The following is a 25,458-nucleotide window of genomic DNA, read 5'->3' as shown; positions in this document are numbered from 1 at the left end:
GCCGCCGGCCCCGCCAGCTCCGCCGTTGCCGACGAAGAGGCTGGCCCCGCCGGCACCACCAACCCCACCGTCCCCGACGATGCCGCGTCCTCCGGCGCCTCCGGCGCCGCCGTTGCCGAACAGCCCGAGACCACCGGCTCCGCCAACACCACCGCCGGCACCGCCGGTGCTCGCACCGCCAGTGCCACCCACTCCGCCCGGGCTGAACAACCCGCCCATTCCGCCCTGCCCGCCGGTGCCGCCGACGCCGCCGGCACCGGTAGCGGCTCCGCCGGCTCCGCCGGTACCGGCGGAGCCCAACAACAGCCCGGCAGCCCCGCCATTACCGCCACGCCCGCCGCTGACCCCGTCCGTGCCGGACCCGCCGGCCCCGCCGTTGCCGATCAAGATGCCGCCGTCGCCGCCGTTCTGCCCGGTTCCCGGGGCCCCGTTGGCGCCGTTGCCGATCAGCGGGCGCCCCACCAGCGCCAGCGTGGGCGCATTGATCAAATCCAGCACAGTCTGCGCGACGTTGGCGGCCTCCGCGTTGGCATAGGCTGCCCCGCCGGTCGCCAAGCCGTTGACGAATTGAGCGTGAAACTGCGCCGCCTGGGCGCTCAACTCCTGATAGCGCAGCGCATGTTCTCCGAACAGTGCCGCGACGGCCGCCGACACCTCATCGGCGGCCGCGGCCGCCACTTGCGTGGTCGGAGCCGCCGCGGCCGCGACGGCTTCGTCGATGGCCGACCCGACACTTGTCAACTCCTGGGCCGCTGCCGAGATGAATTCCGGTGTCGCTACCAACGAGTTCATGTGCGTTTCCTAGCGTTTCGGAGGCGATGGGCAGGCGATGGGCAGACGCAAGCAGCATATTGGCGCTCGCGCCGAGCCATCTGGAAATCGCCAAGAGTTATGCGTAGTTACAAGAACTCCGGAGCGCACAATACGACTGAGGTTCGCGGCTCCCGCATCGTGAGATTTTCCTGGCAGCTGGCCATTAGTTGCGTGAGCCATCACGTCTAGCCGACGTTTAGACGCGATCCACCGATGAATTGAGGCTGTGCGCGGCGGCTGGTCCTCGAATTCGTCGGTGGGCGGTGGTCAAACGGAGATGGTTCGCGGAGGCGGGCGGCGGCATACGATGCGAACTCGCCGAGTGGGTCTCAATATGGTTGGCACGGCTACCCCGAGGTCGCTGATTTGGCGGTTCAACCCAGCGATGAAGCCGGTGCGGCGCGGGTGGTAGCCAACGCCGCGGTGACCGTCGTGCGTGCGGCCAGCTGTTGGCACTGCCGCGCCCGGAGCTCGCTCGTCGCGAACATGACGTGCGATGATCGCAATGTCGTCGGCTTGGCTTTGCCATCAGCACTTCTCATCAAGGAGGTTTGAGCAATGGCGACCTGTCGAGTGCGCTCGCGCAGACGGGTGCGATCACTATTGATCGGCCTTGTCCTGGCCGTCGCGCTGCTTCGCCTCGCGGTCGTGGCGACCCCAACGGCGCAGGCCGATAGGGTCGATGACGCGTTCCTCAATGCGGTCAAGTCCAAGGGCATCAACTTCCCATCACCGCAAGCCGCGATCGTCGCCGGTCATCAGGTTTGCAACGAACTCGATCTCGGTAGGCAAAAGCCCGACGTCGCTACTGATGTGACGAATAGCAGCAACCTCGACGGCTATCGCGCCGGGTACTTTGTCGGCGTGAGCATCGCCGCGTATTGCCCCAGGCACCACACATCGACGTGACGCGCTAACCCGCGGCGCCCTGTCCGACGGCCTGCACCGATGCGTGCTCGTGCAGCGCCTTTTCCGCATCGGGATGAACGGGCTTGAGGTCGAAGATCACCTCTTTGACGGTGCCGGTGAACGCGTATGGCGCCCTGTCCTCATAGTCGCGGTCGACCACCAGCCCGTTGTCGCGGCCGATGTCCATCCCCGCGTAGGAGGTAAACGACAGGCTCACCGTTTGGGGCAGCCGACCCTCGCCGATCAATCGGTCGCCGGCCCACAAGGTCACCTTGCCGCCGGAACCCACCTCGGGCTGCTCGGTTTCGAACAACATCCGCGCCGTGACGTCGCCGGTGGGCAGCGGCTCCGTCGACACCTGCCGGTAGGTCTCGACGCCGAGGAAGGAGTAGGTGTGGTGCAGCCGCTGCTGCTCGTCGACCCAGAGCGCGAACCCGCCCATGAAGTCGGCGTTGGCGACGATCACGCCCTGCGCACCGCTGTCGGGGATGTGCAGCCGTCCCTCGATCGCGTAGGAGCGGCCGAAGATGCGTGGGACCATGCCGCGCTGGATGTTCTGCACGTCTCCCTGGAAGGCGAATCGGGTGGTGGTGGGCAGTGGTGGCAAATCTCCGAACATCACGGCCAGCCCGCCCAGCAACGGCAGCACCCGGTTGCGTTCGGCTTCCTGCCACCACAGCTGCCGTAGTTCGGCGAGCTTGTCCGGATGCTCGGCCGCCAGGTTGTTGGCCTGGGAGAAATCGTCGGGCAGGTAGTACAGCTCCCAGGTGTCCTGGTCGGGGTCGTATTCACCGGGCGCGAACCGCCGCATCGTCTGCGGTGACAGGTCCCACGGCGCCCGGTCCAGCCGCGCACACGCCCACCAGCCGTCCCGGTAAATCGCTCGGCTGCCGAAGTTCTCGAAGTACTGCACGGTGTGGCGCTCTTCGGCGGCCGGGTCGTCGAAGGTGTGCAGGAAACTCGTTCCGTCCATCGGCTCCTGCTCGAAGCCGTCAACACTGGTCGGCTCCGGTAACCCGATGGCCGCCAACACAGTTGGCGCGATGTCGATACAGTGGGTGAACTGGCCGCGAACCTGGCCGTCGGGCCGGATCCGGGCCGGCCAGGCGACCACCATCGGATCGCGGGTGCCACCGAGGTGGCTGGCCATCTGCTTACCCCATTGGAACGGCGTGTTGTTGGCGTGCGCCCAGCCGCTCGCGAAATGCGGTGCGGTGAACTCGTCGCCGAGTGCTTCGATGCCGCCGTATTGCTCGATGAGCGCGAGTTGCTGATCGGCGTCGAGATCCAGGCCGTTGAGGAACGTCATCTCGTTGAACGAGCCGGTGTTGGTGCCCTCCATGCTGGCGCCGTTGTCGCCCCAGATGTAGAAGACCAGCGTGTTGTCGGATTCGCCGAGATCCTCGATGGCATCCAACAGCCGGCCGACGTTCCAGTCCGCGTTTTCGGAAAAGCCGGCGAATACCTCCATCTGCCGGGCGTAGAGCTTCTTCTGGGTGTCCGACAGGCTGTCCCAGGCCGGGAACAGCTCAGGCCGCTCGGTCAGTTCGGCGTCGCCGGGAATGATCCCCAGTTGCTTCTGCCGTTCAAAAGTCTTCTGCCGGTACACATCCCAGCCCTCGTCGAACTGCCCGCGGTACTTGTCGGCCCACTCTTTGAACACGTGATGCGGTGCGTGCGTGGCGCCGGTCGAGTAGTAGAGCAGCCACGGCTTGGTGGTGCTCTGGGCCCGCACCGTGTGCAACCATTCGACGGCCTTGTCGGTGAGGTCGTCGGGGAAGAAGTAGGGCTTGCCGTGTTGTCCCTCGGGTATGCCGAGGACCGAATTGTCCTGCGTGATGATCGGGTCGTACTGGCCGGCGGCGCCGGTGGGGAAACCCCAGAAATGGTCGAACCCCCAACCCAGCGGCCAGTTGTCGAACGGACCCGATGCGCCCTGGACGTTGTCGGGGGTCAGATGCCACTTGCCGAAAGCCGCGGTCACATAGCCGTTGTCGCGCAGGATCCGCGGCAGCGCAGCGCAACTGCGCGGCTTGACCGTCGAATAGCCCGGGAACGGACCGGGGAATTCGCACACCGAACCGAAGCCCACCCGGTGATGGTTGCGCCCGGTCAGCAGCGCCGAGCGGGTCGGCGAGCAGACCGCGGTGACATGGAAACGGTTGTAGGCCAACCCGTTCTGCGCCACCCGCGACAGTGTGGGGGTGCGGATGCCACCGCCGAAGGTGTCCGGTCCGCCGAACCCGGCGTCGTCGATCAACACGATCAGCACATTGGGCGCATTGTCCGGCGCGCTCGCGCCGGGGACTATTGTCCAGTCCCCCACCGACTCTGCCATGGTGCGCCCGACCGTGCCGCCGAAGCTGCGCTGCGGTATCGGCAGCTTCGTACGATCGGGATTGAACTTGCCCATGGCTTCCTGCAATGCTGCGCCCAGGCTTCGCAATGTCGAATGACTCAGTTCGGCAACCGATTTCATCGGCGAACCGGCCAGCGTCTGCTCCACCGGCAATCGGCCCGCCGCCGGTGTCACGACGATGATGACGGCACTGCCCGCCGACAGCGCTTGCCCGATCTTGTCGGCCAGCCCGCTCTTGATCCGATGATGGGCGAAGGTGCCGGCCAATGCTCCGGTCGCGGCGCCCACCGCCCCTCCAACCAACCCAGCGGCCAGCAGCGCCGGCGAGAACAGCCCGACCGCCAAGCCGACACCCGCGCCCCACTTGGCGCCGCGGCGACCGAGACGATTCCCGGTGTCGAGCAGCACCGGGTTGCCCTCGTCGTCCTTGCCGACCAGCACCGCGCCCTGCAGCGGGAGCGTCTTGGCGTTGGCCCGGCCGGTCAAGTTCTCGAAGTCGTGGCGGGCCGAATCAATGTCCTGATACCCGGCGACGATGACCAGTGCGTTGTCTTCACTCATGACCAGATTTCCTCTCGGCGGCTGATGAACTCACGGCGCGAACCGGTGAGCGGATCGTCGAACTCGATGTGCTTGGCCAGCAGCTGCAGCGGCGAGCTGAAGTCATCGTCAGCAGCATGGATCACCTTGGGGTACAGGGGATCCCCCGTGATCGGCAGGCCCAGCGACGCCATGTGCACCCGCAGCTGGTGGGTGCGTCCGGTACGCGGCGTCAGCCGGTACAGGCCCTGCGGTGAGATCAGCTCGACCAGCGTCTCGGCATTCGGCTCGCCGGGTTCGCAAACCGCCTGCAGCTCACCGCGACGCTTGACAATGCGGCTGCGGACCACGCGCGGCAGGACCACCGCGGGGCTGACCATGGCCCGGGCCAGGTAGGTCTTGTGCACCGAACCGCGTGCGAACAGCGTCTGATAGCGCCCGCGCAACTCGCGCCGGGTGGTGAACAGCAGCACCCCGGCGGTCAGCCGGTCCAGCCGATGCGCCGGGCTCAACTCTGGCAACCCAAGGGAGCAGCGCAACCTCACCAGCGCAGTCTGGGCGACGTGCCGGCCCCGCGGCATGGTCGCCAAGAAATGCGGTTTGTCGACGACGACGATGTCGTCATCCCGGTAGAGCAGCGGCATCTCGAAGGGCACTGGGACTTCGTCTGGCAGCTCGCGATACAGGTAGACGAAAGACCCCGGCGGCAGCACCGTGCCGGCGTCCAGCACCGTGCCGCCAGCGTCGCGGATTTCCCCGGCCAATAGCTTTTCCCGAGCCGGCGCACCGAACCGCGCGTCCAGCTCGGCCAGCACTGGCCCGCCCCGCAGCCGCACCCGCGCGGGTCCGAGCGCGTCACGAACGGCAAGCACGCTCGCAGACTATAGAACCCGAAGCGCTCCGGTGGCGCTAACCAACCCGGTCGACTGAGACCGCCTGGTAGGTCAAAGTCGTAACTTGCCGAAATTCACGCGTGTCATCCTTCGTGCGCGCTGTTACCCCGGGTGTTGATCAGGGCTTGCGGGGGTCTTGAGGTCGCGGGTGGGTGGCGGTTGGTTGGCGCTTGCGGTGTCCACGACGCGATGGGGCGGCCGGGTGGCGGAACGAGTTTCTTGATGCCCCATGGTGTTTGGGTTTCGATGCCGTGGCGGTGGTGACCGGCCCCTCGAATTCTCTTGGCTTGCCGGCTCCGGGCGTAGCCGGTTTGTCCGGCCTCGGGGCTTGGCTGGCGCGGGGTTCGTGGTGTGCAGCGGGGTTGGCGGCTGCGGTCTAGGATCGGCTGACGTTTGTCTGCGGGCAGTGAGTCGGAGGTCGTGGGTGATGGTGTTTGCGATGGAGCCGGCGGTGGTGGGGATTTCGGCGCTAGCCCAGGCGGGGTTGGCGGCGCAGCAGGGTGTTGGGGTTGCCGCGGGGGCGCCGATGTTGGCGGGGGTGGTGCCGATGGGAGTGGATGCTGATTCGGCGGCGTTCGCTGTTGCGCTGGCCGCGGTGGGAGCAGCGTATGTGAGCGCCGCTGCTGAGCATGCCGCGGCGCGGGGGGTGTTTTCTGATGCGCAGTCGGTGGCGGTCGGGATCACGGTGGCTAGTGAGGCGATGCGAGCGGCGGCCCTGGCCCTGTAGGGGTTAGGGGATTGTGGTGGTGCATCCGTGGTCGGCGTTTTCGCCGGAGGCCAACTATGCGGCGTTGGCCTCGGGGTCTGGTCCGGCCTCGACGTTGGCTTATGCCGACACGTTGAGCGCGCAGGCGGCGCAGGTGCGGGCGGTGGTGGCGGCCTCGGCAGCCAGTGGGGCGGCCACCTATGGCACCGGTTGGCAGGGGGCGGGAGCAACGGCCTCGGCGGTCACCCACGGTGTGCTGGATGCTCAGCATGAGCTGCTGGCGGCGGCGCTGGTGGACAAGGCGTCCCATGTGGTGGCGGCGGCGGGTGCGCATCAGAGCGCGTTGGCGTCGATGGTCACCGCGCAGGAGGCGGGGGCTAATCGGGTGGATGAGGCCGCCGCGCAGCAGCTCAACCCGCTGGTGTGGGGGGCGTTGACCCCGAAGATCGTGGCGTTGAACGTCGAGTATTACGGGCAGATGTGGCCGCATAACGCGGCTGCGGGTGCGGCCTATGGGGTGGCGTTGCGCGCTGCCGCCGCAGCGATCATGGTGCCGTTTCCGCCGGCGGTGCCCGGAGCATCACTGGCGGCTGCGGCGGTGGGGTTGGCCGAAGCCGGGGCGATCAGCGCGGCCGGGGCGACCCTGCGCGCCAGCGAGCAAGCCGCCCACGCGGTGCTCACCCCGGCAGCGGCCGCGCCGCAGGGCGGTGCCGGCGCACGGGGAGGTGCCGCCCCACTAGCCGGCTCGGCTGTGCCGTCGGCCGCCCCGAATGCGGCCTCGGTGGCGGGCACCCCAACCGCGGCTCAGACAGTGCATCCGGCGCCGCAGGCTGCGGTGGGGATGTTCGCAAGGATCTCACCGGCCGGGGTAGTTGGCGCACCCACCGCCGCTCCCCCTGCCGGTGAGGGGCCGGCCTCGGCGCAGCTCGCCGAGGCGCTGCAGAGCCGCGCCGGCGCCTTGACCCCGCCTGGATCGGAGCTGGGGCCTGGTGGGGTCAGCGGTTATCCGGGTGCCGGTTTCACCAGCTACGTTCGGCCCACCGGCGACGGTTTTGCCCCACCACCGATCGAGCGGGCCGGCAGCAGCGCACCCGCGGGCATGCTCAACGCGGCCGCGCTGGGCGGCCCGGTCACCACCCCCAGCTTGACAGCGCCGATGCAGCCGCTGGCCTACGTCCACCCACAGCCACCACAACCTGGCGGCCTGTCTTTGGCTCCCCAGCCGCCCCTGCTCGACCCCGGCGACATCGCTCACACCCTCAGCTCCCCACCCCCACCGCAATCACCGGCACCCCCACTACCAGCTCCCCAACCGGATGCGCCGCCGGGCGGCCCGCCGGGGCCGGCCACCGGGAGCGGCGGCCCTAGCGGCTCCGGGGGCCCGGGCGCCCAGATGCTGGGTTTCGGTGCTGGCCCAGCACCCCAGGCACCGCCGTCGCCGATACCGCTTGCTCCACAACCACCGCCTCCACCGCCACCGTCTCCGTCGCCGGGCAAACCGCCGCTGGGCCCCCCGCCCATTCCGCCCTGGGCCAGCCCACCGCCACCGGCATCGCTGCAAGCGACACGCGACGCCTACAACAAGTTGACATACGATATCGACCACCACAACTTGAATCCGCCCAACCCTGCCGATTGGAACGCGGTAAACGCCTATAACCAAGAAGCCTGGTATTACAACTCATTAAAGGCGCAACTCGAGCGCCAATTAGATACCGCGAACGTGCAATACACGCCCGCCAAAGACGCCGCCCGCGCCGACATCCCATACTGGACACAACCCGCACCACAGCAACCGCACGCACCGTCACCAGATCCATCGACGCCCACTGGTCAGCGCGGCGGCCCAATGGATGTCCGCCCCGGAACGAATGCTCCTACGACGATCGATGGAACGTCTTTCAGCGGACACGCGCTTGACGAAATGCAAAGTGACGGCATTCCGGTAAGTGTCGTGCAAAATACGCTTCGAAATGGTCTATCCGCGCCGAGCATAGGAGGCACAACGGTTTTCTTTGATCCTGTCAATAATGTCAGCGTCGTCCAAGCCGCAAGTGGCAAAATTGTCACCGTGAGTTTCGGGGACCTACGACGTTGACGAACGACGACGTGTCTCGCGACCGGACCGCCTATCTCAGGCAACTGGCGCTTGATTCGCTGAACAGTTACGGCGGTGGATTCGCCGATCTCGAACGGGTAGATCGTGACCTGAAGTCGATAATCCGATCTCTGAACGACGTGGCGGATCCATCCTGGACCAGCTCGTTGCTCCGCCTGTGGGGCCAACTCGAGATTATCTACGCGTTAGCACTTGATGAAGAACGTTTCCGTCTTTCTGAGGAAGACGAGGCTTACGTGCAGGGAGTTATCGCCGAGCTACGTGCGAAACTCCGGGGCTATAACCTGCCGCCAGTCCGCGACACAGACGAAGAAACTCGATAGCGGTAAAGAAAGTTCTCCCAGCTTGAGCGCGGTGCGCAGCTGAGTGACCGTGGCGACCCGGGCCAACTGCGCGTGCATCAAATCTTAGCCTCATCGTCATGAGCAGGTAGACCTCAAAATCAATGATCCCTGCATATGAGGATACGTTCATCTCTGCACCCTTCATCGGCCCAATGTACGGCAAGAATTTACGAAGGTCACCCCGCAAGAGCTGTCGTCGATCCGTCAGGATATACCATCATTCCTCTTCCATACGTTAAGTCCGCAGGCAGCACCACTTTTTGTTCCGTCAGGCATGTAAACAATTTTCCTCAGTTTCACCGAAAGCGGCCTCCGCGGGGATGGCTGTTGTTCCCGCAGCCTATTTCTCGTAACGGGCGGGCCAGTGTTCCTGCTCAGCTGAAAGCTCGAAGAGGGTTCCCAACGGTGCGGGATTCTAGCTGAATATCTCAATCTTCAGGCCACGACTTCGCCGAAAACATGAAAAGTCCCCAACTGAATCCCGCACCATAACTCTCCCCCTCCCATGGAAGTTCATACTCCTCGTATGCAGGGAGAAACTTGTCAAACAACGGCCACTGACGGCCACCCCGCATGGGGCCAAAATGCTCCGTGAACTCGGTAACGTCCATGCCCCAAATGGGTACTTCGATCGGAGAATTGAATCTGTGCGAATTGCGCCCTATATGCCAATACCGTGCCGATTCAATTAACCCGTCTTCATCGGTAACGGGCATAAGCAGGTAGATCTCGAAGTCAATAATCGCAGGTGTGAAGGCCGTATTCACAACACGCATCCCCCTCACTGACCAAGGTAGGGCAGGGTCAGGGAGTGGAAGTCCGCCGCGTAGGGCAACCTCTGGTGACAACGACACTCAATCCGCTCCTCGGGCGACTTCAAGCCGGGAGCCGTCAAAGCCAGTCGCGACGCCTAAACGTCACATAGAGCACGACCATCAAGACGACGATCACGCTGGTGCTGACGATGAAACCCGAGACGGAGCCGAAGCCGGGATAGGGGATGTTCTGGCCGTAATAGCCGGTGATCGCGGTCGGGACCGCGATGATGGCCGCCCACCCGGTCAGCTTCTTCATCACGGTGTTCAACCGGGCATCCTGCAGGGACAGGTTGGTTTCGAAAATGGTTGTGACCATGTCACGTAACGACTCCGTCCATTCCGACACCCGAAGCACGTGGTCGTAGAGGTCGGCGTAGAGCGGGTCGAGCTCTCGGGCAGCGTCGGCCTGCGGGGCGTGCAACCGATGGTGCTGGATGGAGTTGACGACTTCGCGCATCGGCAGCGCAACACGCCGCAGATTCACCAGGTCTCTGCGCAACTGGAATGTTCGGCGCTGAAAGTTCGCCTGACGTGAGCTGCCGTCGAACAGCTCGTCCTCGATGGCTTCGATGCAGTCGTCGAGCGCCTCCACCGCCGCGAAATGACTGTCGACAACGACATCGAGCAAACCGTGCACCAATGCGCCGACACCGTGGCGCTGGCCGCCGATTTCCCGCCATTGCCGCGTGACCTGTGCCATGTCGAAGTCCGGCGTCAGGCGCACCGTGATCAAACCCCGGGCAAGCACGAACGCCGAAATTCGGTGCATCGCCAGCATCGGCTGGGGATCGGCGTCGGCGCGGGTGACGACGTCGACGGCATAGACGGTGAAGAACGTGTGGGTTTCGTAGGCGGTGGCCTTGACACGTTCGGCTACTGCCACGGCGTCTTCAACAGCCCAGGGGTTCAGGCCGAGTTCGGCCGCTAGCTCGCGCAATGTGTCGTGGTCCGGCTCGCACAAGTCGACCCACACCAAGGTGTCGTCCTCGACGAGGTAATCGGAGATCCGGTCGAACTCGAAGTCGTCCTGTGGCTCACCGCCACGCCATACGCGACCCTGGTTACTCGGCGCGACCTGCACCAGGCCATCTTGTCAGGCCACCTGCAGCACCGGGTACACCGTGCCCCAGTGCTCGACATGTCATCGCCCGGAGTCGAAGCCAACACCGGCGGGCACAGCGGCTGTTTTGCGCTGTCTCCCAACGTGACTGCCGCGCCGGTCGGCGCAGCGCGGCACTCGCCGACTTAGCATGGAAGCGGGTGGTGCAAACCCGCCGCCCCCGCCCGCGTGTCATTGCCCGTTAGTCTGACGCTCAGGCGTAACTTGACTCGACATAATGCACGCGCCGATGTGGTGAGCCAAATGTTTGCCCGAACCGGTCTTTCGTTTGCGGCTGGCATATTCGAGAATCGGTGCGAGGTAGGTGTGAACACACTGATCAGTCCCCGTCGTCTGCCCGGTTTCGGCCTAGCGGCAGCGCCGTTGCGTGCCGCCATGGCGGGCACTCGCGTCGCGGTTACCGCCGGCGCTGCGGTGGCGGTAACCGCCGGAAGCGCAGCCCTGCCGGGCGCCAGCGTGGCGGCAACCGTGGGAAGATCGTTATCGGCTGCGGCACAGGATATTTCAAGCTTGACCCGGGCGGCGGCGGAGGTGGCGGTCGAGTCGATAGGTGGCCCACCGGCACGGCGTCACAGCACCAACGGTTCTCGGCACTGGATCGAGGTGCGGGGCCTCGGCGGTGAGCACGCCTCGGCGATCGCCGTCGACGTACTCGCGGCCGTCCGCAAGACACCCGGCGTGCGCGAGGCTTTCCTGAACCGAACCCTGGCGCGGCTGGTCGTCACCCTGGATGCCGATGCTGCCGACGGGCCTTCGGCGGCGCAGCTATGCCGGATCGTCGACGACGCCGAACGGCGCGACCGTACCCGAGACGCGCGAGCGCAGCCGGTCAGTCTGCCGGGCGACGACGCACTGCTGATGGGACGGATGATCGCGGCCGCGGCGGCCACCGCGGGCCTCGGCCTTTCGCTGACCGGCAGCCTGCTGCGGCTGCCCAGGTTGCCCGATCTGGTGGCCGTGCCGCCGACGCTGGCCGACCACCTGCCCCGACTGCGCCGAGAGGTCGAACGACACCTCGGACCCGAGGGCACCGACGTCTTGTTCGGCGTCGTCAACGCCACCGCTGCCGCGCTGACGCTGTCGCCGACGGCGGCGGCCGCCGAGGCGGCGACCCGCGCGATGCTGGCGGCCGAGGCCTGGAGCGGCCGGCTCGCATGGCGTCGCCATGAATCCGGGCTGGGCAGCCAGCCGGTTCCCGACGAGGCCGGCGCACCCAGGAACATCCCGACTCCACCTGACGGGCCGGCCGAACGCTACGCCAACCGCGCCGGTTCGGTGGGCCTGGGCGCGGCCGCGGTGGTCGGCGCGCTCTCGCGCAACCTCGACATGGCCGGTGCCGCGGCGCTGACCGCCGTGCCGAAACCATTGCGCACCGTGCGGGAGGCATTCGGTTGCGCGATGAGCAGCGGGCTCGCCGCCCGTCACGACGCGCTGGTGCTGCGTCCCCGCGCCTTGCGCACACTCGACCGGGTGGACGCGATCATGATCGACCCGCGGGCGTTCTACACCGACGATCTGATGGTCAGTCGCGTTCTGGGCGTGCCGGATTCACTACGCACCCAAGCCTGGGAAGCGGTGCGTGCCGCCCTGGACGCCGGCGGGCTGACCCCCGGATGGCACAGCCTGGCCGACATCGGCGGAGCGGGCAGCACAGGCCAGGCGCTGGTCAGTCCGGTCCGCGATCCGTTCGCCGCGGCGGTGCTCACCGAAGCACGCCGGTCCCACCCCCGGGTCTTCTCGCTCGATGACGACGGATTACGCTCTCTGGCACAAGGATTCGACCAACTTTATCCCTCCGACGGGTCGATCGACGACGCGGTGGCGGCGGCAGTCGCGGAACTGAAGGCCGGCGGCGCCACCGTGGCGTTGCTGACCACGTCGCAGATGCGGGCCGCCCATCGGGCCGATGTCACGATCGGCGTGCTGCGCCAACGACATCCGCCGCCATGGGGCGCCGACGTTTACGTTTCAGACCTGACCGGCGCCTGGCGGGTGCTGCACGCGATGCCGGCCGCGCGTGCGGCCACCGACAACGCGGTACGGCTGTCGGCCTCGGCCTCGGCGATCGGCGCCCTGATGTTGATTCCCGGTGTGCCCGGGCGCAGTTCGGCATCGATCAACGTCGGTATGGCCGCCAGCCTCTGGTTCGGATTCCGCGCGGCCGCAAAGGTTTTCCAAGCCCCCCTGCCCGAACCCGACACCGTGCACGACTGGCACAGCCTATCGGTCGCCGACGTGCGGCGGCTGCTACCGCGGCCTCCAGACGAACCCGCCGATGCGGCGTCCACCTGGCGGCGAAACCCGCCGCCGGTGCGGCTGCTGCACGACGCGACCACGAAGTCGTGGGGACTCGTCCGCGATTTCGCGGCCGAGCTGCGCTCCGATCTGTCCGATCCGATCACCCCGCTGCTGGCCACCGGAGCATTGGCCAGCGCGCTGCTCGGCTCGCCGTTGGATGCGGTTCTGGTGGCTGGCGTGCTGCTGGTCAACGCCGGGCTGTCGGCCGAGCAGCAGCTGCACGCCCAACGTGTTCTGAATCGCCTGCTGGCCGTGCAGGATCCGCCTGCGCGACGGCGGGTGGGCCCGGCCGATGAGCAGCGCTGCGAAAAGGTGCCCACCAGGCGGCTGCGTCCGGGCGACATTATCGAAGTCCATGCCGACGAGGTGATCCCCGCCGATGCCCGGTTGCTGCATGCGGCAAACGTCGAGGTGGACGAATCCACGCTGACCGGCGAGTCGCTGCCGGTGACCAAGCAGACCGAGCCCACGCCCGGCGCCCCGCTGGCCGAACGGGCCTGCATGCTCTATGCCGGCACCACGATGGTCGCGGGCACGGCGGTGGCCGTGGTGACCGCGGTCGGTTCCCGCTCCGAGGCGCGCCGGGCGTTGGCGATGGCCCCGAGGAAGTTGCAGGAGATCGGGCTGCAGCGACAGTTGCGCCGGGTCACCCGGCGGGCGTTGCCGTTCAGTGTGGCCGGCGGGGCGTTGGTCGGGTTACTCAGCCTGGCCCGGGGTACCCCGTTGCGCGCGGCGGTGGGAAGTGCGGTCACGCTGATCGTCGCCGCCATTCCGGAGGGGCTGACGCTGGTGGTGACGCTGGCTCAGCTGGCCGCCGCGCGCCGCCTCACCGGCGAGTCGGTGCTGATCCGCAATGCCCACTCGATCGAGGCGCTGGCCCGGTTGAAGGTGGTGTGCTTCGACAAGACCGGCACGCTCAGCGAGAACCGGCTGAAGGTCAAAGTCGTGCGTCCGTCGACGGGTTTCACCCCGGCACAGGTGCTGGATGCGGCGCTGCACACCAGCTATGCCAGGCATACCCACCGGGTCGATCACGCCACCGACGACGCGATAGACCGGGCCGCCGACGACCCCGCGCTGCGCGGTTCGCCAATCCGGGGTTCGCAGCAAAAGCGGCTCAAGCGGGACGCATACCTGCCGTTCCAGTCCGGTCGCCCGTTCGCGGCCGCGCTGGTCGGCACCCGGCTGACTATCAAGGGCTCACCCGAGGTGCTCTCGTCAGCCCTGGTGCGCGACCACGGCACAGAACCGTTGACCCGGCAGATCGAGGAGATGGCGGCCAAGGGATTGCGGGTGCTGGCCGTGGCCGAGCGCCACCTCAGCCGCGGGCAAGCCGCCGCGGCGGCGGCAGATCCCGATCTGCTGGAAAGTCTGTGCACGTCAGAGCTCACCCCGATCGGTCTGCTCGGATTGGCCGATACCCCGCGCCCGATGGCCCAGGCCGTGCTGGCGGCCCTCGCCGACCACGAAATCGGGGTGCGGTTGATCACCGGCGATCACCCGACCACCGCGGCCGTGATCGCCCAGGAGCTCGGCATCGACGTCACCGTCGAACAGGTGGTCACCGGCAGCGATTGGGAAGCGCTGTCGGTTGACCAGCGTGCCGAGGCGGTCACGTCGCGACTGGTCTTTGCGCGGATGACCCCGGAACACAAGATCGAGGTGGTCCAGGCCCTGGAGCGGGCCGGACTGGTCACGGCGATGGTCGGTGACGGCGTCAACGACGCGGCCGCGATCCGGGCGGCCAGCGTGGGCATCGGGATGGCCGCGCGCGGCAGCGACGCCGCCCGCACCGCGGCCGACGTGGTGCTGCTCGATGGAAAGCTCGAGGCGCTGCTCGACGCCCTTGACGAAGGCGAGCAGCTGTGGCGCCGCGTGCATTCGGCGGTGTCGGTGCTGCTGGGCGGCAACCTCGGCGAGGTGTGCTTTGCGCTGATCACCACCCTGCTGACCGGACGTTCCGTGCTCAACGCGCGCCAGATGCTGTTGGTCAACATGCTGACCGACGCGTTGCCGGCCGCAGCCCTGGCCGTCAGCACCCAGGCGGGCACCGCCGAGGTCGACCGTGGCGAGGCAGCGATGTGGCGCGCGATCGGGATTCGTGGCGCGTCCACCACGATCGGCGCCATGCTGGCGTGGCTGCTGGCCAGCGCGACCGGCACCCAGCGCCGCGCGGCAACCGTCGCGCTGATCGGGTTGGTCGGCACGCAACTGGCCCAGACGCTCGCCGACTCACGCAGCGGGCTGGTGGTGCTGACGACGGTCGGGTCCTTGGGCGCGCTGGCGGTGGTGGTGAGCACGCCCGGCCTCAGCCAGGTGTTCGGCTGCACGCCGGTGGGCCCGCTGGGCTGGGGCCAGGCGCTGCTGGCCGCCGGCGGGGCGAGCCTGGTCTCGGTGCTGGCTCCCGACCTGCTCGTTCAGGCATCCGAGTACGCGCGGCGGTTCATCGGTGGCACGGCCCACAGCGCGGCATCAGTCGATGAGGCTGATTCACTCGCGCGGACGTAACCAGATGTTTGTCCGGCCGCCATCTTTCGGTCGGGTTTTCGAGTCGCGGGTGGCTAACGCTAACGCCCCCTTACCTTAGTCGGGTGCGGCGCGAAGCTTGGTTACAGCTCAATGCGGTTACAGCTCAATGCCTTTCGTCCGGTCTCGGAGCACATCGACGCCTGCTGCCGGCGCTGCACGAAGTCCCAGCCCACGACGCCGGCCAGGCTCCCGCCGACCGCGACCGCAAGGGTCCACGTTTCACGGTGAACCCTGGTTCTGGCCGGTGAGCGCGCTCAATTGAGCGGCACCGGTTCGAGGATCTCGGCGCGGGCTTCGGGCGCGCTGGCCCGCAACATGTCCGCCGACACGTCGTCGGGCTGGGCCTGCGAGAGCACCTCGGCTTCCACTCGCGCCTTGTAGTTGGCGACCTCCCGCTCGATGTCCGCGGTGGTCCAGCCCAGCACGGGCGCGATGATGTCGGCTACTTCGCGCGCACAATCCACGCCGCGGTGCGGATATTCGATGGAGATCCGCATCCGCCGGGCCAGGACGTCCTCGAGATGCAGGGCCGCCTCGGCGGTGACGGCGTAGCGGGCCTCGACCCGCAGGTAGCCGGGCGCCTCCTTGATCGGGCTGAGCAGGCCGGGATCGTCGGCCGCCAACGCCAGCACCTCGTTGATCAGCGAACCGTAGCGGTCCAGCAGATGACGCACCCGGTACGGGTGCAGACCGTGCATCGCGCCGACGTGTTCGACCTGGTTGACCAGCGCGAAGTAACCGTCGGCGCCGAGCAGGCTCACCTTCTGGGTGATCGACGGCGCGACCCGGGCCGGAATGAACTGCACGGCAGTGTCGATCGCGTCGGCCGCCATCACCCGGTAGGTGGTGTACTTGCCGCCGGCGATGGCCACCAGTCCCGCTGCCGGCACGGCCACGGCGTGCTCGCGGGACAGCTTCGAGGTTTCCTCGCTTTCCCCGGCAAGCAGCGGACGCAGCCCGGCGTACACGCCGTCGATGTCGGCGTGCGTCAACGGGGTGGCCAGCACGGTGTTGACGGTGCCCAGGATGTAGTCGATGTCGACCTTGGTGGCCGCGGGATGGGCCAGGTCGAGGTTCCAGTCGGTATCGGTGGTCCCGATGATCCAGTGGCTGCCCCACGGGATGATGAACATGACCGACTTCTCGGTGCGCAGGATCATGGCCACGTCGCTGACGATCCGGTCCCGCGGCACCACCACGTGCACGCCCTTGGACGCGCGCACCTGAAAACGTCCGCGCTGTTTGGACAACGCCTGGATCTCGTCGGTCCAGACCCCGGTCGCATTGACCACGACGTGGCCGCGGACCTCCTTGATCGAGCCGTCCTCGGAGTCACGGACCCGCACGCCGATCACCCGGTCACCCTCGCGCAGCAGCGCCACCACCTGGGTCGAGCAGCGGACGACAGCGCCGTAATGGGCCGCGGTGCGCGCAACCGTCATGGTGTGGCGGGCATCGTCGACGACGGTGTCGTAATAGCGGATACCGCCGACCAGGGAGGTCCGCTTCAACCCCGGGCTTAATCGCAGGGCGCCGGCCCGGGTCAGGTGTTTTTGCGCCGGAACCGATTTGGCGCCGCCCAGCCGGTCGTAGAGGAAGATGCCCGCGGCGATGTAGGGACGTTCCCACCAGCGCTTGGTCAGCGGGAACAGGAACGGCAACGGCTTGACCAGATGCGGCGCCAAACGCGTCAGCGACAGCTCGCGTTCGTAGAGCGCCTCGCGCACCAGGCCGAATTCGAGTTGTTCGAGGTACCGCAGTCCGCCGTGGAACATCTTCGAGGAGCGGCTCGACGTGCCGGAGGCCAAGTCACGGGCCTCGACCAAGGCCACCTTGAGACCGCGGGTGGCAGCATCCAGCGCGCACCCGGCGCCCACCACGCCGCCGCCGATGACGACCACGTCGAATTGCTCGGCACCGAGCCGCTCCCAGGCCGACGCGCGCTGCTGCGGTCCCAGCGTCCCAGCGGGCTGCTCACTCTGCGGTGCGCTCATTGGGTTGCTCACGGAAACTGACTCCTGTCGATTACTGGTCGGTAGCGTTGCTCCACCAGGCTAGTTCCTGAGGCGTCGCGGGGCTGGCCTTCAGTCCAGATCGTCGTGGGCCATCAGGCGGCGGGCGGCCTCGGTGATCGAGCCCGACAACGACGGGTACACGGCCAGCGTCTGCGCCAGCTCGTTGACCGTGATGCGGTTCTGCACGGCCACCGCGATCGGCAGGATCAGCTCCGAGGCGATCGGCGCCACCACCACGCCGCCGATCACCACGCCGGTGGAGCGCCGGCAGAAGATCTTGACGAAGCCTTGCCGCAAACCCGACATCTTCGCCCGGGCGTTGGTCCGCAGCGGCAGCATGATGGTCCGCGCGGTCACCGACCCGTCGTCGATCGCCGACTGCGGCACACCGACCGCGGCGATCTCGGGCCTGGTGAACACCGTCGCGGCAACCGTGCGCAGCCGGATCGGGCTGACCCCCTCGCCCAGCGCGTGATACATCGCGATCCGGCCCTGCATGGCGGCGACCGAGGCTAACGGCAGCAGGCCGGTGCAGTCGCCGGCGGCATAGATGCCGGGCACCGACGTCCGCGATACGCGGTCCACCGTCAGGTAGTTGCCGGGTCCGAGTTCGATGCCGACCCGCTCGAGGCCCAGGGCGCCGGTGTTGGGCACCGACCCGATGGTCATCAGGGCGTGGCTGCCTTCGACGGTGCGGCCGTCGGTCATGGTGACCAAGACACCGGTGTCGGTGCGGGTCACCGATTCGGCCCGGGCGTTCTTGACCAGCCGGACACCGCGTTCGGCGAACGACTCCTCCAGGACCAGCGCGGCGTCGGCGTCCTCGTACGGCAACACCCGGTCCCGGCTGGCCACCACGGTGACCTGCACGCCGAATTCGGTGTAGGCGTGGACGAACTCCGCGCCGGTGACTCCCGAGCCCACCACGATCAGATGCTGCGGCAGCGCCTCCAAGTCGTAGAGCTGACGCCAGGTCAGGATGCGTTCGCCGTCCGGCCGGGCCGACGGCAGTTCCCGCGGGCTGGCCCCGGTGGCGATCAGCACCACGTCGGCGTCGTGTTCGCTGCTGACGGGGCCGTCCGGCCCCGAATCGGAATGGGTCGCCTTGACCCGGTGGCGGGCCAGGCCCGGGGTGGGGTCGATCAGCTCGGCCCGGCCGGAGATCACGTGGACTCCCATGCCGAGCAGCTGGGCGGTGATGTCGGCCGACTGCTCGGCAGCCAGTGCCTTGACCCGGGCATGGATCTGCGGCAGCGAGATCTTCGCGTCGTCGATGTCGATGTCGAAGCCGAGGCGCTGAGCCCGGCGCAGCTCGGTGCGCAGGCCGGTGGAGGCGATGAAGGTCTTGGACGGCACGCAGTCGTCCAGCACTGCGGCCCCGCCGATGCCGTCGGAATCGATGACGGTGACTTGGACTGATTCGGGGTGTGCGGTGGCTGCGACGATAGCGGCCTCGTAGCCGGCCGGGCCGCCACCGATGATCACGATGCGGGTCACCACAGGCCTAACCTAGCCCGGTCACCCGGCCCTTCACGAGCAGGCCGCAGCGCGGCGCAAGGGCAAGCCCGGCGCGGCGCGCCGCAGCACCGGGTGAGGGCTGCATCACACCCGCCTCAGACCCTCGGGTAGCCGCCATCCATACAGCCGACGTTTAAGCTTTCTCCCGTGCCGCTCTACGCCGCCTACGGGTCGAACATGGATCCCGAGCAGATGCTCAAGCGAGCACCCCACTCACCGATGGCCGGAACCGGCTGGCTCAACGGCTGGCGGCTGACCTTCGGCGGTGAGGACCTCGGCTGGGACGGGGCGTTGGCCACCGTCGTCGAGGAACCGGATTCCAGGGTGTTCGTCGTGCTCTACGACATGACGCCGGCCGACGAGATGAACCTGGACCGCTGGGAGGGCTCCGAGTTCGGCGTCCACAAGAAGATCCGGTGCCGCGTGGAGCGGTTGTCGTCGGACACCACCACTGACCCGGTCCTGGCGTGGCTGTACGTGCTGGACGCCTGGGAGGGTGGGCTGCCGTCGGCGCGGTATCTGGGGGTGATGGCCGACGCCGCGGAAATCGCAGGTGCTCCGGCCGATTATGTGCACGACCTGCGCACCCGTCCGGCCCGCAACATCGGTCCGGGAACGACGACCTGACCCGTGCCGGTGGTGGGCTGTCCCCGGCAAGCCGGCGGGTATTACCCCATGACGCCGAACATCAGGGCGGTGCCAGCAGCAGCGAAGGCCTGGGACAGCAGTCCCAACTCGGTCAGCGGGCCGGCAGCAGCCGACCGGCCGGCTCGCCACGCGCCGACGTAACGCCATAGCCAGAGCATGGCCGCGACCGCGAACCCCAGGGTCACGATCCAGTTCGCCGCGGCGATCCACGCTCCGGCCCCGGACGTGGTCTGCGGCATCTGCGCTGCGGGCATCGGCGCTCCGGCGATATGCGTCGGTGCCGAACCTGCCAGCACATGGTCTGGTGAATGATCGGTGTAGCCCGCCAAGCTGCCGTTCATCAGCGTGTACATCCATGCCATCGCGATCATCATTGTCGCGTTGTAGCAGTTGGTTATTCGGTCGCCGAGGGTGCAGCGTCGCCCGCCGGCCACGAGTACGAACCAGCCGGCCGCCAGGAGAAAGAAGACAATCGGCACCAGGCTGTGGGAGGCTGGTCGGATCCGCCAGGCCATGGCAATCATGGCCGCCGCCATGGACAGGTGCAGCAGGTGGTCGAATGCGCGGGTCCAGCGAGGACCCCGGGTAGCGAAGACGTAGACGTCCGCTGCGATGCTGACGCCAAAAATCGTTGCGGCCGCCCAGCGCAGCGCCGACTCGTTCAGCACGGTCGCAGACACCGCGAAGTCGGGGATGCCTGGCGCAGGGTGGCGGACAGCCGCCGGCTCAGGTGCCCCTGCTGGGCGCGGCTGCCGATGACATCACCGCGGTTCCATTCTGGGGATTTGCCGTGAAAGAAGCCGGCTTTGACCATGCAGATACCCTACCCAGGTACTGTTGTGTTGCAAGCTGGCAAGCACGAGAGGAAAGGACCGTTCTATGGCTTCGTGGCATGGACTCTTGGCGAAATCGGTACCCACATTGGTGACCGGCCTGGTGGGCGCGGCCGCGTATGAGGCGCTGCGGAAGACGACAGCGAAGGTTTCGCTGCGCAAGGCGACCGTCGCCACCACCGCGTGGGGACTTCGTGGTCTGCGCTCCGCCGAACGCAAAGCCCAGCAGGGCTCCGAGCAGGCTCGGCTGACGCTGGCCGATGTGATTGCCGAAGCGAAAGAGCGTATCGGAGAAGATGTTTCACTGTCGGCGGTAGCGGGCGAGCGCCATGACCACGATCACTGATGTTCGCCCCGACGCCGATGTCGAGCTGACGGTCGTATCCAATGCGGCGGGGCGGATGCGGGTTCACGTCGGCGGGTCCGGTTTCGACGAAATTCGAGCCGTCGCGACCGAAGAGACCGTCGCCAGGGTGGCCGGCGTCCAGGCCGTTCAGGCATATCCGCGAACCGCTTCGGTGGTGATCTGGTTTTCGAGGGACCGCCGCGATATCGCGGCTGTGCTCACGGCAATCGTTGATGCCCAACATATTCCGGCCGAGTTGGTGCCCGCGCGTGCCCCGCATTCGGCTGCTGAGCGCAGCGGTGGCGTGGTCCGCAGGATCATCGGCCGGCTGCTGGGCCGTCCGGACGAAGCTGCCTTGGGTCATGGGGGATGCGGCGAGGTTCAGGTCGCCTCGTGCCATGCCTCGCCCGGCGTGGATCCCGCGACCGAGCGGCGGACCTGGTTGCGCCGGGTCTGGTTAGCGTGGCCGTTCGCGTTGCTGTCGGCCGGGTTGACGATGGTGGCCGCCCCGTGGGCGGGGTGGTTGACGTTTGCCGTGACGGTGCCGGTGCAGTTCGTGGCCGGCTGGTCGATTCTCAAGGAGGCCGTTGCCCAGGCCAGGGCGTTGAGCGCCAACATGGACACGCTGATCGCTCTGGGCACGCTGACCGCGTTCGGCTACTCCACGTATGAGTTATTCGCCGGTGGCCCGCTGTTTTTCGACACCGCGGCGTTGATCATCGCGTTCGTGGTGCTGGGCCGCTATCTGGAGGCCAGGGCCCGGGGCAAGGCGTCGGAGGCGATCAGCAAGCTGCTCGAGATGGGCGCCAAGGAAGCCTGCCTGCTCGTCGACGGCCAAGAACTGCTCGTCCCGGTCGAGCAGGTGCAGGTCGGGGACCTGGTGCGGGTACGGCCCGGAGAGAAGATCCCGGTCGACGGGGTTGTGATCGACGGACGTGCCGCCGTCGACGAGTCGATGCTTACCGGCGAATCGGTTCCGGTCGAGAAAACCGTGGGCGACCGTGTCGCCGGGGCCACGGTCAACATCGACGGCCTGCTGACGGTGCGCGCCGTCGCCGTGGGGGCTGACACCGCGCTGGCGCAGATTGTGCGCCTGGTCGAGCAGGCACAAGGGGGCAAAGCCCCGGTGCAACGGCTGGCCGACCGCGTGTCGGCGGTGTTCGTGCCGGCCGTCGTTGGTGTTGCCGCTCTGACCTTTGCCGGGTGGACGCTGCTGGCCGCCAACCCGGTGGCCGGCATGACCGCCGCGATCGCGGTGCTGATCATCGCCTGCCCGTGCGCACTGGGCCTGGCCACCCCGACGGCCATCATGGTCGGCACCGGCCGCGGCGCGGACCTGGGGATTCTGGTCAAAGGCGGCGAGGTGCTGGAAGCCTCGCAAAAGATCGACACCGTCGTCTTCGACAAGACCGGCACCCTCACCCGCGCCGCGATGCGGCTCACCGACGTTGTCGCCGACGAGGGGGTTCAGGACGAGCTGGTGCTGCAGCTTGCCGCGGCCGTCGAGTCCGGTTCCGAACACCCCATCGGCGCGGCGATCGTCGCCGGCGCGCGTGAGCAGGCGCTGCCGATTCCGGCCGCCACGGAGTTCGCCAACCTGGCCGGACACGGAGTGCGGGCCGAGATCGACGGCCGGCCCGTGCTGGTCGGTCGACACAAGCTCATCGTCGAGCACGATTTGCTGCTGCCCGACCGCCTCGCCGCGGCGGCCGCCGAACTCGAAGAGCAGGGCCGCACCGCGGTGTTCGTCGGCCGGGAGGACCGGGTTGTCGGTGTGCTCGCCGTGGCCGACACCGTCAAGGACGACGCCGCCGAGGTGGTCCGCCAGCTGCACGCGATGGGACTGCAGGTCGCGATGATCACCGGCGACAACACCCGCACGGCCGCCGCGATCGCCGCCCAGGTGGGCATCGACCGGGTGTTGGCCGAGGTGCTGCCGCAGGACAAGGTCACCGAGGTGCGCCGGCTCCAAGACGAGGGCCGGGTGGTCGCAATGGTTGGCGACGGCGTCAACGACGCCCCCGCGCTGGCGCAGGCCGATCTGGGCATCGCGATCGGCACCGGCACCGACGTGGCCATCGAGGCCTCCGACATCACCTTGATGTCCGGCCGGCTCGATGGCGTCGTGCTGGCGATCCAGCTCTCCCGGCGCACCCTGCACACCATCTACCAGAACCTCGGTTTCGCGTTCGGCTACAACACCGCCGCGATACCGCTTGCCGCGCTGGGCATGCTCAACCCGGTCGTGGCAGGCGCGGCGATGGGGCTCTCCTCGGTCAGCGTGGTGACCAACTCCCTGCGGCTACGCCGCTTCGACCGGCTACCCGCCGCACCGAAGGAAATCCCGGCGCGATTGAACCCACCCGATGACACGCTGCCGGGCTAGCCGCAATGCCGCGCAGTTAAGCGTATGGCTGTTGGGTCAAGTGTGATACGTGGGGAATTGGGCGTGTCGGTCCAATGGGGCAGCGGAACTCCTTGTTCGGATGGGTTGTCCTCGTAAGACACCCGTCATCCTAGGAGTTCCGCTGCTTGTTCAGCCTGTCATCCGTGCCTCGGCGATGGTTGCCGCGGGTCCGTTCGCGCCCGGGCATCTCGGCGAGTTGACCCAGATCGTTCCCTTCGAGATGGTCGACGACGTGCTCGCTTCGACGGCGCGCGTGCAGCAGCGGGTGCGTGATCTGCCCTCGCGGGTGGTGGTGTACCTGCTGCTGGCGGCCGGACTGTTCGCCGAGATCGGCTCTCGGCAGGTGTGGGCACGGTTGACCACGGGCCTAGACGGTGTGGCGGTGCCCGATCCGGGCAGCTCGGCGCTGGCTCAGGCTCGCCGCCGGGTCGGGGCCAGGCCGTTGCGTGCGTTGTTCGAGCGCTCGCCGGTCCCGCGGGCGGGGCGGCGCGCTGGCGGGGTCTGCTGGTCTGCGCGATCGACGGCACGACGTTGTCGGTGCCCGCCCCGCAGACGCTCACCGAGGCATTCCTGTGGGAGGAGCACCGCCGCGTGACCAAGACCGCGACGGTGTCGTTGCACGGCATTCTCTGCACTACGGAACCGCCACGGCCCCTGTTGTTTTCGACCGGATCATGTTCGTTCTTCGGGGTGGTCGCCGACGAGGCGGCGGATGTGGTGAGCGGTGAAGCTCAGGTCGTCGATCAGGTTGCAGGCTCGAAAGCCCGGATTGGTGCGGCCGAGACGCGTCATGAACACGGTAAGCAGATCGGTGACGTCGGTTCCGCTGCGTAAGAATTCGTCGACCTCGCCAAGCAGGTCGGCGAGGTGAACGAGGGAACCGATGGGATAGGCGAAGGTTATAGATTCGTCGGGCTGTTGCAGGTCATCGGGCTGCGTCATCATGGGTTCACGATCTTGGCGTCTGTGGTGGCGGTGCGCCCGGCGACTTCGCCGAAGGTAGGGATTCCCAGCTCGATGGTCGCCGCCCGGCGGGTCATCTGATCGAGTTGGGCGAGTTTCGTTTCCGTGCCCGCGAGGCTCACCCGCAGCCCTTCGACCTCGCCGTGCCATCCTTCACGTTCAGCCTCGATGATCCGGTCGAGAAGGTTGCTGCGGATCTCGACGATGCGTGCTCTTTGGCTCGGCGACGGCCGCAGAAGGGGGCAGCGCAGGCAGCTGTGCTCGTGGATACACGGGCTGGAATAGCTTCTGCCGCATTCGCCTAGGGCGACGCGTCGGCGTTGGAAGTGGCCGAGGAACTCCTCCCATTCCGCGTCAGTGGGCGTCCGGTATTCGTCGCTGGGCCGCAGCTCACGGCGGCGGGCAATGAACGCCCGATGCCCGTTGATGACTTCTTCGGGGTAGACGGCCTTGTATCCCATCGTGACGTTGATGTCGCGGTGCCCTGCCACAAGCTGAGCGATGTGGGGCGGCATGCCGTGCATAACGGCGTCGGTGACGAACAATCTGCGGAAATCGTGGGGGGTGACCCTCAGCGGCGCGCCGCTGGCATCGGTCAGTCCTGTGCTGGCCAGCGTGTCGTTGATCAACCGGCGAATCACGCTGGGGCTCAACGGTCTGTCTTCCAAGCGCCAGTGCGATTGGAACAGCAGCGGCATCGGCGGGTTCCAGATCTTCTCGTGGTAGTCGTATGCCGAGACGAGCGTGATGGCGCCGTCGGGCCGGCGGATACGAGTGACGATGGCGGCCAAAACATCGGCCAGTTCCGGGGATATCACCAGAAGCCGTTCGGCGTCGGTCTTGGAAGGTGTGATCTGCAGCAGCGGAATCAGTTCTGCGGTGGCCGGAAGCCGGTATTGGATGAGGCTGTGGTGGCTGAGTTCGGTCAGTTCCTCGACCCGGATGCCGGTCAGCCGCAGCACCTCGATGGCAGCCCATGCCCAAAATGCGCGTCGCTCTTCGGCTTTCAGATCGGTGCGCGTCCGGTTCACGGGATCCTCGGCCCAGAGGTGGCTGCCGGATTCCGGTGAGCACTCGGCCCGCCGCAGCACCTGCCCGTCGACATTGAACTCTCGACCAGGCTCGGTGGCCAGGGCAGCGGCCAGCGCTTGCGCGGCCCGCTGGCGCCGATGCTCGGCAGCGGCCACCAGCGTCGGCAGCACCGGCAGTCGTTCGCGGGTGCGCTGGTCCATCCGGGATTTGCGGGCGGCAACGGTTTTGGCGCGGCCGCTGGTCAGTTC

Annotated in this window: 18 protein-coding genes and 2 pseudogenes; 10 read left to right on the top strand and 10 right to left on the bottom strand. The window is 67.4% G+C overall.

Annotated elements, in window-relative coordinates:
• On the bottom strand, nucleotides 1-792 hold a 792-nt coding region (locus tag AWC07_RS06900; RefSeq protein ID WP_139829580.1), incomplete at its 3' end, for a PE family protein.
• A 579-nt stretch (nucleotides 793-1,371) separates the two neighbouring features.
• Between AWC07_RS06900 and AWC07_RS06890 the strand changes: the two genes are divergently transcribed.
• Nucleotides 1,372-1,722 (top strand): DUF732 domain-containing protein, encoded by a 351-nt coding sequence (locus tag AWC07_RS06890; RefSeq protein WP_036411493.1) that lies wholly within the window; start codon nucleotides 1,372-1,374, stop codon nucleotides 1,720-1,722.
• 4 nt (nucleotides 1,723-1,726) lie between these two features.
• Here AWC07_RS06890 and AWC07_RS06885 read toward each other — a convergent pair whose 3' ends face one another.
• Complete coding sequence (locus tag AWC07_RS06885; protein ID WP_036411492.1) at nucleotides 1,727-4,642, bottom strand: sulfatase-like hydrolase/transferase; 2,916 nt, start codon at nucleotides 4,640-4,642, stop codon at nucleotides 1,727-1,729.
• Complete coding sequence (locus AWC07_RS06880; RefSeq protein ID WP_036411489.1) at nucleotides 4,639-5,493, bottom strand: pseudouridine synthase; 855 nt, start codon at nucleotides 5,491-5,493, stop codon at nucleotides 4,639-4,641. Before AWC07_RS06880 ends, AWC07_RS06885 begins: the two co-directional genes overlap by 4 nt.
• A gap of 448 nt (nucleotides 5,494-5,941) precedes the next feature.
• Here AWC07_RS06880 and AWC07_RS06875 point away from each other — a divergent pair, with 448 nt between their 5' ends.
• From AWC07_RS06875 to AWC07_RS06865, 3 genes are read left to right on the top strand one after another with little or no spacing between them, the layout of a single operon-like run.
• On the top strand, nucleotides 5,942-6,241 hold the full coding sequence (locus AWC07_RS06875; protein WP_036411499.1) for a hypothetical protein: 300 nt from the start codon (nucleotides 5,942-5,944) through the stop codon (nucleotides 6,239-6,241).
• A gap of 16 nt (nucleotides 6,242-6,257) precedes the next feature.
• Nucleotides 6,258-8,318, top strand: a complete 2,061-nt coding sequence (locus AWC07_RS29295; protein ID WP_139829579.1) for a PPE domain-containing protein — start codon at nucleotides 6,258-6,260, stop codon at nucleotides 8,316-8,318.
• A complete protein-coding gene (locus AWC07_RS06865) occupies nucleotides 8,315-8,662 on the top strand; it encodes a hypothetical protein (RefSeq protein WP_036411483.1) in 348 nt (115 codons plus the stop codon). The genes AWC07_RS29295 and AWC07_RS06865 overlap by 4 nt, the downstream gene beginning before the upstream one ends.
• A gap of 449 nt (nucleotides 8,663-9,111) precedes the next feature.
• Here AWC07_RS06865 and AWC07_RS06860 read toward each other — a convergent pair whose 3' ends face one another.
• Both AWC07_RS06860 and AWC07_RS06855 read right to left on the bottom strand, forming a co-directional pair.
• Nucleotides 9,112-9,450 (bottom strand): hypothetical protein, encoded by a 339-nt coding sequence (locus AWC07_RS06860; RefSeq protein ID WP_051507895.1) that lies wholly within the window; start codon nucleotides 9,448-9,450, stop codon nucleotides 9,112-9,114.
• 124 nt (nucleotides 9,451-9,574) lie between these two features.
• On the bottom strand, nucleotides 9,575-10,582 hold the full coding sequence (locus AWC07_RS06855; protein WP_036411481.1) for a magnesium transporter CorA family protein: 1,008 nt from the start codon (nucleotides 10,580-10,582) through the stop codon (nucleotides 9,575-9,577).
• Between the two features lie 345 nt (nucleotides 10,583-10,927).
• Between AWC07_RS06855 and AWC07_RS06850 the strand changes: the two genes are divergently transcribed.
• Nucleotides 10,928-15,427 carry a cation-translocating P-type ATPase gene (locus AWC07_RS06850; RefSeq protein ID WP_085105008.1) on the top strand — a complete coding sequence of 1,500 codons (4,500 nt, stop codon included), beginning with the start codon at nucleotides 10,928-10,930 and terminating at the stop codon, nucleotides 15,425-15,427.
• A gap of 275 nt (nucleotides 15,428-15,702) precedes the next feature.
• Here the strand turns inward: AWC07_RS06850 and AWC07_RS06845 are convergent, their stop codons facing one another.
• Nucleotides 15,703-17,454, bottom strand: coding sequence for a glycerol-3-phosphate dehydrogenase/oxidase (locus tag AWC07_RS06845; RefSeq protein WP_036418226.1), 1,752 nt, complete (start codon nucleotides 17,452-17,454; stop codon nucleotides 15,703-15,705).
• A gap of 78 nt (nucleotides 17,455-17,532) precedes the next feature.
• On the bottom strand, nucleotides 17,533-18,963 hold the full coding sequence (locus AWC07_RS06840) for an NAD(P)H-quinone dehydrogenase (RefSeq protein WP_036418215.1): 1,431 nt from the start codon (nucleotides 18,961-18,963) through the stop codon (nucleotides 17,533-17,535).
• A gap of 165 nt (nucleotides 18,964-19,128) precedes the next feature.
• Between AWC07_RS06840 and AWC07_RS06835 the strand changes: the two genes are divergently transcribed.
• Complete coding sequence (locus AWC07_RS06835; protein ID WP_036418213.1) at nucleotides 19,129-19,608, top strand: gamma-glutamylcyclotransferase family protein; 480 nt, start codon at nucleotides 19,129-19,131, stop codon at nucleotides 19,606-19,608.
• Between the two features lie 41 nt (nucleotides 19,609-19,649).
• On the opposite strand, the gene AWC07_RS06830 is transcribed toward AWC07_RS06835, so the two are convergent.
• The gene (locus AWC07_RS06830) at nucleotides 19,650-20,309 is read right to left on the bottom strand and encodes a DUF5134 domain-containing protein (RefSeq protein ID WP_051508222.1); all 660 of its coding nucleotides are present in this window, start codon (nucleotides 20,307-20,309) and stop codon (nucleotides 19,650-19,652) included.
• 199 nt (nucleotides 20,310-20,508) lie between these two features.
• Here AWC07_RS06830 and AWC07_RS06825 point away from each other — a divergent pair, with 199 nt between their 5' ends.
• The 4 genes and pseudogenes from AWC07_RS06825 to AWC07_RS28500 form a co-directional block, all read left to right on the top strand.
• Complete coding sequence (locus AWC07_RS06825; protein WP_036418208.1) at nucleotides 20,509-20,808, top strand: DUF1490 family protein; 300 nt, start codon at nucleotides 20,509-20,511, stop codon at nucleotides 20,806-20,808.
• Between the two features lie 55 nt (nucleotides 20,809-20,863).
• A complete protein-coding gene (locus AWC07_RS06820; protein ID WP_084293729.1) occupies nucleotides 20,864-23,194 on the top strand; it encodes a copper-translocating P-type ATPase in 2,331 nt (776 codons plus the stop codon).
• A gap of 100 nt (nucleotides 23,195-23,294) precedes the next feature.
• Nucleotides 23,295-23,663 (top strand): annotated as a pseudogene (locus AWC07_RS29290) (transposase domain-containing protein); the annotation flags it as partial.
• A gap of 38 nt (nucleotides 23,664-23,701) precedes the next feature.
• Nucleotides 23,702-23,839, top strand: a pseudogene (locus AWC07_RS28500) (hypothetical protein); the annotation flags it as partial.
• A gap of 48 nt (nucleotides 23,840-23,887) precedes the next feature.
• Here the strand turns inward: AWC07_RS28500 and AWC07_RS27450 are convergent.
• Together AWC07_RS27450 and AWC07_RS06810 are read right to left on the bottom strand one after the other, a co-directional pair.
• Nucleotides 23,888-24,160 carry a hypothetical protein gene (locus tag AWC07_RS27450; protein ID WP_167380025.1) on the bottom strand — a complete coding sequence of 91 codons (273 nt, stop codon included), beginning with the start codon at nucleotides 24,158-24,160 and terminating at the stop codon, nucleotides 23,888-23,890.
• Nucleotides 24,157-25,458, bottom strand: a 1,302-nt coding sequence (locus AWC07_RS06810; protein ID WP_139829578.1) for a tyrosine-type recombinase/integrase, incomplete at its 5' end; no start/stop codon positions are given. The genes AWC07_RS06810 and AWC07_RS27450, both read right to left, overlap by 4 nt.

The organism is Mycobacterium gastri (assembly GCF_002102175.1).
Taxonomy (GTDB): domain Bacteria; phylum Actinomycetota; class Actinomycetes; order Mycobacteriales; family Mycobacteriaceae; genus Mycobacterium; species Mycobacterium gastri.
Note: the sequence above shows the minus strand (reverse complement) of the source record. Positions and strands in the feature narration are given on the sequence as shown.